8 protein-coding genes are annotated in these 8810 nt (G+C 44.1%); 5 read left to right on the top strand and 3 right to left on the bottom strand.

What is annotated here, in order from left to right; translation table 11 throughout:
• The first annotated feature begins 530 nt into the window (after positions 1–530).
• Both K8O68_RS00340 and K8O68_RS00335 read left to right on the top strand, forming a co-directional pair.
• Positions 531–998, top strand: coding sequence for a hypothetical protein (locus tag K8O68_RS00340; protein ID WP_230894961.1), 468 nt, complete (start codon positions 531–533; stop codon positions 996–998).
• A 176-nt stretch (positions 999–1174) separates the two neighbouring features.
• Entirely contained in the window at positions 1175–1564 is a 390-nt protein-coding gene (locus K8O68_RS00335; RefSeq protein ID WP_230894960.1) for a DUF2243 domain-containing protein, read from the top strand.
• 67 nt (positions 1565–1631) lie between these two features.
• Here K8O68_RS00335 and K8O68_RS00330 read toward each other — a convergent pair whose 3' ends face one another.
• Positions 1632–1898: a hypothetical protein gene (locus tag K8O68_RS00330; protein ID WP_230894959.1), complete on the bottom strand. Its 267-nt coding sequence runs from the start codon at positions 1896–1898 to the stop codon at positions 1632–1634.
• Between the two features lie 190 nt (positions 1899–2088).
• On the opposite strand from K8O68_RS00330, the gene K8O68_RS00325 reads away from it, so the two are divergent.
• On the top strand, positions 2089–3804 hold the full coding sequence (locus K8O68_RS00325) for an acyl-CoA dehydrogenase family protein (protein WP_230894958.1): 1716 nt from the start codon (positions 2089–2091) through the stop codon (positions 3802–3804).
• Between the two features lie 304 nt (positions 3805–4108).
• Here K8O68_RS00325 and K8O68_RS00320 read toward each other — a convergent pair whose 3' ends face one another.
• Entirely contained in the window at positions 4109–4864 is a 756-nt protein-coding gene (locus tag K8O68_RS00320; RefSeq protein ID WP_230894957.1) for a MurR/RpiR family transcriptional regulator, read from the bottom strand.
• A 246-nt stretch (positions 4865–5110) separates the two neighbouring features.
• On the opposite strand from K8O68_RS00320, the gene K8O68_RS00315 reads away from it, so the two are divergent.
• Together K8O68_RS00315 and K8O68_RS00310 are read left to right on the top strand one after the other, a co-directional pair.
• A complete protein-coding gene (locus K8O68_RS00315) occupies positions 5111–6715 on the top strand; it encodes an alpha-glucoside-specific PTS transporter subunit IIBC (RefSeq protein WP_230894956.1) in 1605 nt (534 codons plus the stop codon).
• Between the two features lie 18 nt (positions 6716–6733).
• Positions 6734–8065 carry a 6-phospho-alpha-glucosidase gene (locus tag K8O68_RS00310; protein ID WP_230894964.1) on the top strand — a complete coding sequence of 444 codons (1332 nt, stop codon included), beginning with the start codon at positions 6734–6736 and terminating at the stop codon, positions 8063–8065.
• A gap of 64 nt (positions 8066–8129) precedes the next feature.
• On the opposite strand, the gene K8O68_RS00305 is transcribed toward K8O68_RS00310, so the two are convergent.
• Positions 8130–8810 (bottom strand): formate dehydrogenase subunit gamma, encoded by a 681-nt coding sequence (locus K8O68_RS00305; protein ID WP_230894955.1) that lies wholly within the window; start codon positions 8808–8810, stop codon positions 8130–8132.

The raw sequence follows: 8810 nt of genomic DNA, 5'->3' as shown, positions 1-8810 counted from the left end.
GGAAACAGGATTATAAGGGAGTTAGAAAAGAGTAACAGGTAGGTAGGTGATACGTGGGTGATACCGGTGTAACTGTTAGGTAACACCCACCAACGTATCAGGCAGAAATCGAGAGGAAACGGTAGCATAAGCAAGCTAAAAAAGAGTAACAGTCAGGTAGGTGATACGTGGGTGCTACCGGTGCAGCACCTACGTATCACCTGCCAACATATAAGGTACAAATCAATAGTAAATCAGAGCATTTAACACTATTTAAACAATAATTTAACTATATAACAGAAAACACTCTAATATAAGCTTTAATGGTATAATAAGAAGTATAGAAGAAGAAAAGAGAGATCGTTTGGCAAGCTGTACACTGTCTTAATTGTAGTTGAAATAACCGGAGCCTTTCGCCCTTTCGATAAAAGTGAGCATAACAATATGGATAACTGGATCATTTTAAATCAAAATTAGTCTGTAACGGCGGGTAAAACTCTGCTAATTTAACATGTGCGGCATTCATTATAGTTATGGAGGGGGCAATTAAGATGGCTTATATCCTTTTTATTCTTTTATTTACCCTGGCTCATGCAATCGCCTATATAGCTGCTGGTGCAATAGCTTTAAAGTTCAGCAAAGATATTTATGAAGAGAAAAGCCGTCATTGTGATTTTATGAGAGACATGTCCAATAAAGAAGAAAGCGGCCATGTGGAAAAATATTTTCTGCCGGCTCAAATTCTAAGAGGTCTTTTGATGGCTATCGTTTTATTACCTCTCTTACATGCTATATTAGAGTTGCCATTCGCCGTATCGTTTTTGTTTTTCGCAGGCCTGATGTTTATTTACACACATCTGGCAGCTGCTTCCCCTTTTATGGATAATATTGAAGGCCTCGTTTACTTTAAAAAGAGGTATGTGAAGAAAAAGTTTTTCTTTAAGTTCCAGATGGAGATGGTTATGTATATCATTCTGTTTGGTCTCCTGATCACCGCATTTCTCACATTCATCAGTTGAAGATAAATTCCTGAGAAACCCCCTAAGCCATTTTAAACCCATTAACTATGAAAAAGTGTAACTCCACGCCTGTGCAGTTACACTTTTTGTTTGTTTAGCCTCATAGCAGGTAATAATGCAGGATAGAAGGGTTGTTCTTCGTTACTGAAATAATGTAAAGGAGGGAGATTCACAAAATGTTTTCCAGAGTTTTAAGTTTCCTGATCGGAATCTTTCTGATAGATTACTGGTTTCATACAGGAAATGTTCAGGCTTTCGGGTTTGAGGCTGAGACGATGGCTGAGCGTATAGGTGCGTTAGTGTTTACAGGCGCTGTCACTCTGTTAATCTTTTATTTGGCTTACCGTTTTTTCGCCCGCTCGTTTTTTAACGGGGTCATTTTTGCTGCCGGCTTTTTTGCGAGTTTTGATATTGTCGTCGTTCATTGGCTGTTTAATCTGCACCGTCTGACTGATGGGCCTGAAGCCATTTATTTTGAAGTGGCTCTTGTCATTTTGGGAATTATTATGATTGTCTTTTCTCTCGGAAATGAAAAGAAGATAAAGCATTTGCCTGAATCAACCTAAAAGGCGGCCTGATCAGTTTGTGTTCCGCTGGTCCTTTCAGTCATTCTCCACTCGCAGTACTCTGCGCCTATTTATCAAATAATATTTCTCTGGATTTCCTCTTTACCATTCGTAAAGATTTATAAACCGTCTCTTTAAAGTTAAATCTGTCTTTTACCGGTTCGAATTCCTCCTCAAATAACTGGGCGTTGCAAGGGTACTGCTGGCCATCTGATTCAGTAATGAGATAGTCCCCCGTGTGTCCTTTCACTGTGTTACCTTCTGTTTCTATTGAAATGGGCCTTGTGATTTTTACAGCTTCGACAACGACAGGCTTTCTTTTGAATTTAGGCAAGACCTTTTCCTCCTTTCCGGAAAATGGGCTTAGTTTGGTTCATTATATTCGTGTACGGGCTGAAACGTGTCCCTGCTGCAAGTTAAGACCTGTAAGAGGATATTTTAGACAAAAGCAGGAATTTAAGCGGTCTGGCAGAGAATATATAATGAGTGATTATTCATTCATAAACTAGGCAGGAGGGGATTTTTTGCTTTTTTTAAATCCTGAAAAGGCAGGCACACAGGCACCGGATCAGAAAACACAGGACTTGATGAAAAAGACGGTTCAATTTTTTGAGAAAAAAGGACTCGAAGGTATTAAAGAAGATGACCAGGCGTCGGAATGGTATGAGGATTTTATCGAATTTTTAGCCGAAGAAAACGTGTTCGCCACATTGCTGACTCCCGCAGGCTACGGGGATGAAGATACCAGGTTTGATCTGTCGCGTATGTGCGATTTCAGTGAATTGACGGCGTTTTACGGCCTTTCTTATCAGTACTGTTTCCAGGTGAGCATTCTCGGGCTTAGTCCGATATGGATGTCAGGAAATGACACGTTAAAAAATAAGACAGCCCGGCTGTTAAAAGAGGGCGGGATCTTTGCCTTCGGGATGTCGGAAAAAAAGCATGGGGCAGACCTTTATTCAAATCAAATGAAGCTGTACCCGGCAGGCAATGGCAGCTTTAAAGGAACCGGATCAAAATATTATATTGGAAACGCCAATAAAGCAGCATTGGTGTCTGTTTTTGGCCGGATGGCTGATACAAATGACTTTGTTTTTTTCGCAGTCGATCCTGAAGATGAGCATTACGAGCTTCAGAAGAAAATTCATACGTCCGGAGTGAGGCCTGCGTTTGTCGGTGAGTTTTCACTCAAAGATTATCCGGTAACTGAGGATGATATTTTATCTAAAGGTCGGGATGCGTGGGACGCCTCATTATCCACGGTCAATATCGGAAAGTTCCAGTTGGGATTTGCGTCAGCGGGCATTTGCCAGCATGCTTTCTACGAGGCTCTGAATCATGCAGACAACCGGGTATTGTACGGGCAGAAGGTGACTGATTTCAGCCACGTCAGACACTTATTTACGGAGTCATATGCCAGGATCACCGCCATGAAACTTTATGCTCTGCGGGCAGTTGATTATTTCCGGTCCTCTTCTGAAAAAGACCGCCGTTACCTTTTGTTTAATCCGATTCAGAAAATGAAAGTGACGAAACAGGGGATGGAAGTCATCGACATGCTGCTTGACGTGGTGGCTGCAAAAGGGTTCGAACAGGACACGTATATGGAAATGGCTATCCGGGATATCGGAATGATCCCGCGGCTTGAAGGGACGAGCCATGTGAATATGGCTCTCGTAATAAAACTTATGGAGAACTACTTTTTCAACGAGGAAGAGTTTGAAGATATCCCTGTTCGCCGGGACGCAAAGGATGATTCCAACCTTTTTAACCAGACAACAGGGAAACTTGCCAGCGTGACGTTTCCGAATTACAGGAAGAGTTATGAAGGCGTCAGTCTCCCTAACGTCCTTATTTTCCTGGAACAGACTGATTTATTCAGGGAAATGCTTTACAAAGCGCCGCCGACTGAACAGCAGCAAAAAGACCATAACTTCATGCTTCATTTAGGGGAGCTGTTTACAATGGCGGTTTACGCTCAGCTCGTCCTGGAAAATGCAAGACTTCATAAGCTCGATGATGATTTAACGGATTACATGTTTACCTTTATGGTAGGGGATTTTGCCCAATTTGCTTTGGCGCACCTTTCCCAATTCGGTCTTACCGAGGACCAGGAAACTTATCTGGAAAAAATGCTGAAACGTCCGTATAAGAACTCCAGCCGTGATCAGCGGATATGGGAGGAGCAGGTTCTCCCTCTTAAAAGCAGTTACGGGGTCAAGACCGGCAGTCCAGAGTAGTACTGAGAGAGCTGAATGATATGGAAGATGCCAGAACTGATCTGGCATCTTTTTTATGTTTTATGCCAGGGGGTGCTATCGGAGAAAATAGGGTCCTATCAGCGAATATTCGGCTCTATCGGCGAAAAAGAGTGGTCAATCAGCGAAAAACGGTGCTCAATCAGCGAAAAAACAATTCAATCAGCGACTTTGCCCCTCCTATCCGTCTAATTAATAATCATCCTTGCTAATAGTAGGGCGCAAATAGCGGACAGACTATAGGCTAAGTTTTCTGCTAAAGGTTTCTTCAGCTGTGATGGCTTCCTCATGACTTATGATTCTCCACATAATCAGCATATTTACGGAACATCGTTTCCACAGCGATATAAAACGGAATAAATGAAACGACTTCTGTCCCGTCACCGGCGAATGTTTCGGAAGTTGCCGCATAAATGCTGTATGGGGACATTTGAGCAAGTTTGTTATTTTTCAAATTGGTTATTGAGATAAAGTCGAGACCCCGGGCGTTCAGCTGTTTGACGATCGGCATCAGAGCAGGCGTGCTGCCGGATAAAGATAAGATAATGACGACATCGTCCTCCTGCATAGCTTTCAGCATGGTTTCAAACTCGGTCTCATCATGAATAACTGTTATAAACGTGCTCATCAGGGCGAACAGCCGCTGGGCTTCCATTACACAGCTTAATTGTGCCGTGCCTGTGCCGTATATGAAAATCCTGTTAGCTGAGTACAGTTTTTCACTTATCGGATCAAAATCCACAGCTGCTAAATTTTTAAAAGTAGTCGTCACGTCGTTTTCAAGAATTTCCACGTGAGTGCCATGCATAAGTTCAGGCTGCTCCTCCCATTTTAAAAAAACGCGGAATTCACTGTAGCCGCTGAAATTGAGCTTTTTTGTCATCCTGTGGATGGATGACCGCGATGAGTGGCAAGCTTCAGCCAAATCATTGATTCCCATTTGAGAGCATGTCTTTTTATTGTTTAATATGTATTTCAGAACGTGCAGATCATTGTCGTTCAACTTCTCATAATATTCATTAATCAATTCTTCCAGACTCATTTCTACTCACCTCCCAGCGATTAAAGGTACTCGGCACAATTATATCACTGTTTAATAGTTCTAAAGAAATCCTTTACCGAGTATTGCGGGAAATTTCCCGCCTGGTGAAACAAAATTCATTCTCCTCAAACCCCTCCCTCAATTGCTCTCATCCATTGATGTCCAGACTCAGCCATCTTAAAATGAAATCGTTATCAACGAACGCAGACATAATATTTTATTATTTTGAAGGTGGTGCAGTACCCAATGAATTCAATACGCAGATTTGGCAGCGCGATGATTGTTCCTGTTCTGCTCTTCCCGTTCTTCGGGATAGTAGTCGGACTGGCGACCCTCTTTAAAAATGAGCAGATTATGGGTGGGCTTGCGGACCCGGACAGTCTCTGGTATCAATTATGGACCTTTATTGAAAACACGGGTTGGACAGTTTTCAATCATATGGAACTGGTCTTCGTGATCGGTCTCCCGATCTCCCTGGCTAAAAAGGCAGCGGGACGGGCGACACTCTCAGCTGTTATGGCTTACTTGATGTTTAACACGTTTCTTAATTCTATTCTTGAAATTTGGGGGCCGGCGTTCGGTGTCGATATGACTCAGAATATTGACGAGGCAGTCGGGTTAACCGAAATCGCGGGCATACAGACGCTCGATACTAATATTCTTGGTGCAATTATTATATCAGGTATTACTATTTGGCTGCATAACCGGTATTACGATAAGAAATTGCCGGATGCACTCGGTATTTTCCAGGGTGGACCGTTCATCGTCATGATCTCATTCTTTGCCATGATCCCTCTGGCATTTTTAACTGCCTGGGTCTGGCCTGTTGTTCAGGAAGGAATTGCTTCATTGCAAGGATTTATGATCGCTTCCGGTTATGTTGGCGTCTGGCTGTTCCACTTCCTTGAGCGTATTCTTATTCCAACCGGCCTGCATCATTTCATTTACACGCCGTTCCAGTTTGGGCCGGCAGTCGTGGACGGCGGAATTACGGCAGCATGGGTTTCTAAGCTTTCTGAGCTCTCAGCTTCAGCTGAACCGCTTCGGGAACAATGGGACGGAGGAGCTTTCCTTCTGCAAGGGAATATTAAAATGTTCGGTTCAGTCGGTATTGCTCTTGCTATTTACAGTACAGCGAAAGCAGAGAAGAAAAAACAAGTCGGGGCTCTCTTGCTGGCAGCCACATTAACAGCTGTAGTAGCAGGTATTACAGAACCGCTTGAATTTACATTCCTGTTCATCGCACCTCTACTGTTCGCTTTGCATGCGGTACTGGGTGCAACGATGGTGACTATTCAGAGCGCATTCGGCCTTGTCGGAAACCAGGGCGGCGGTTTAATTGAGATCGCGACGACCAACTGGATTCCGCTCATGGGCAACCATTGGGACGTCTATCTTGCCCAAGTCGTTATCGGAGTCATCTTCACGGTCATCTATTACTTCCTGTTCCGTTTCCTGATCCTGAAGTTTGACTTTGCTCTTCCAGGGCGTGAAAAAGAAGAAAATGCTGAAACGAAGCTTTATACGAAAAAAGATTATAAAGCAATGAAAGAAGACGACGGCTCTCAGCAACAACAGCAGTTTGACAGTGAATACGACCAGCGGGCAGCTGCCTTCCTCAAAGGGCTCGGCGGTGCAGAAAATATCGTTGATGTGACAAACTGTGCGACACGTCTTCGTGTAACGGTTGCTGATCCTGAGAAGGTGGAAGACGATAAGTACTTTAAAGAACATGGCCAAGCTCACGGTCTTGTGAAAAATAATGAAAGCATACAAGTTATTGTTGGTCTCTCTGTTCCTCAAGTCCGTGATTCGATCGAATCGTTTATTGATGAACAAAAGAAACAGTAAATTATAATTAGGAGGATGATAGATATGAAAAAATTCTCAATCACGATTGCCGGCGGAGGGAGTACCTTCACGCCGGGGATCGTCCTCATGCTGCTTGATAACCTGGACAAACTGCCAATCAATGAAATTAAGTTTTACGACAATGATGAAGAGCGGCAGGCCGTTATTGCTGGTGCCACCGACATTATTTTAAAGGAAAAAGCGCCGGAAATCACTTTTACGGCTACAACCGATCCGGAAACGGCGTTTTCCAACATTGATTTTGTCATGGCGCACATCCGCACCGGAAAATACGCCATGCGTGAAAAAGATGAAAAAATTCCTTTAAAACACGGAGTAGTCGGCCAGGAAACATGCGGTCCCGGTGGCATTGCGTACGGTATGCGGTCGATTGGCGATGTATTGGAACTGATTGATTTCAAGGACCAGTACTCCCCTGACGCCTGGTTCCTCAACTATTCCAACCCGGCTGCGATCGTTGCCGAGGCAACGCGTATGCTTCGCCCGGACTCAAACATTTTGAACATTTGTGATATGCCAATTGGCATTGAAGAGTTAATGGCGTCGGCGATCGGACTTTCATCCCGCAAAGAAATGGAGGTAAAGTATTACGGCCTCAATCATTTCGGCTGGTGGACAGATATTCGGGACAAAGAAGGCAACGACCTGCTGCCGCAAATTCGCGAGCATGTATCGAAGTATGGATATGTGACAGTCGATGAATCAATCCAGCACGCGGATGCCAGCTGGAACAGCACATTCGCTAAAGCAAAAGATGTGCAGGCTCTTGATCCGGCTACCGTGCCGAATACGTATTTAAAATATTATTTTTACCCTGATCATGAAGTCGCCAAATCCGACCCGAATTACACCCGTGCGAACGAAGTCATGGACGGCCGTGAAAAATTCGTCTTTGGGGAGTGCCAAAAAATCATTGATAACGGTACTTCTGAAGGGACAGAGCTCCATATAGATGAACATGCGTCTTATATAGTGGATCTGGCCCGGGCGATTGCTTTTAATACAAAAGAGCGCATGCTTCTCATAGTAGAGAACAACGGCGCGATCAGCAATTTTGATCCAACCGCAATGGTCGAAGTTCCTTGCCTCGTCGGCAGCCAGGGACCGGAGCCGCTCGTCCAGGGTGAGATTCCACGATTCCAGAAAGGGCTGATGGAGCAGCAGGTGGCTGTGGAAAAACTCGTTGTAGAGGCCTGGCACGAAAAGTCCTATCAGAAACTGTGGCAGGCACTTACGTTGTCTAAAATTGTTCCAAGCGCCCAAGTCGCCAAAGACCTTCTGGATGACCTTATTGAAGCTAATAAAGAGTACTGGCCAGAATTAACTTAACAGATAAGTTCACCCCCGGAGAGATGCTCTCCGGGGGCTTTTATAGCTTAATCCTTAATCTCTGTTAAGCGCCTTTGTTTTTTTGTTTTTCCTTTTCTTTCAATTCGTCGTACCAGCGGCCGTGATGGTCACGGGCATAGTCAACCGGGACGTCCCCTTTTGTCATTCCTTTCATAGAGACCCGGGAATTCGGGTGGCCTACGCTTAAATAAACATGTCCTACGACGACCGCTATGGCCAGGGCGAACCCGATATTATGAAAAACAAACGCCCATTGCACTGCTGAAGCGGAAAAGAACTGGTCAAACCAGAGAATGACTCCGGAGATTACAAGAATAAATCCCATAGAAAGCTGCAGCAGGGAGTTCAATTTTTCCCCGGCGTTATAAAAATCCTGTTTTGGCACGTCTGAATGAAGGCCGAAAAATTCTTTAGCGAATGGCATGAAGAATTTGAAATCATGCTTCTTCCAGGTGAATATTTGTCTTAACCAGTGAACCAGGCTTTGACGGTCGAAAATAAGCGCAATGATAAGCGGAGTCATAAATACGACAGCAAAGATTCGATGGAGAATCATGGCGTTCTCAGCGCTGCCTAAAATGATATACAGCCAATGGAAATACTCTGTATACAGGGGCAGACCTGTCAAATAAAGCATGAAAAAAGCAAGTGCATTCAGCCAGTGAACAAAGATTGCCGTCTTTGAAAAGCGTTTAACCAATCGCCGGTTTTGTTGGCTGCTCAT

It is taken from the genome of Salipaludibacillus sp. CUR1 (assembly GCF_021028955.1).
In the GTDB taxonomy this organism is placed as follows: domain Bacteria; phylum Bacillota; class Bacilli; order Bacillales; family Salisediminibacteriaceae; genus Salipaludibacillus.
The sequence above is the reverse complement of the archived record's forward strand: the minus strand, read 5'-3'. Positions and strand labels throughout refer to the sequence as shown.

Excerpts from the sequence above, each read along its gene's own strand:
- K8O68_RS00340 (WP_230894961.1), top strand. The coding sequence starts at position 531 with ATGGCTTATATCCTTTTTATTCTTTTATTTACCCTGGCTCATGCAATC.
- K8O68_RS00335 (WP_230894960.1), top strand. The coding sequence starts at position 1,175 with ATGTTTTCCAGAGTTTTAAGTTTCCTGATCGGAATCTTTCTGATAGAT.
- K8O68_RS00320 (WP_230894957.1), bottom strand. The coding sequence starts at position 4,864 with ATGAGTCTGGAAGAATTGATTAATGAATATTATGAGAAGTTGAACGAC.
- K8O68_RS00315 (WP_230894956.1), top strand. The coding sequence starts at position 5,111 with ATGAATTCAATACGCAGATTTGGCAGCGCGATGATTGTTCCTGTTCTG.
- K8O68_RS00305 (WP_230894955.1), bottom strand. The coding sequence starts at position 8,810 with ATGAGCAGCCAACAAAACCGGCGATTGGTTAAACGCTTTTCAAAGACG.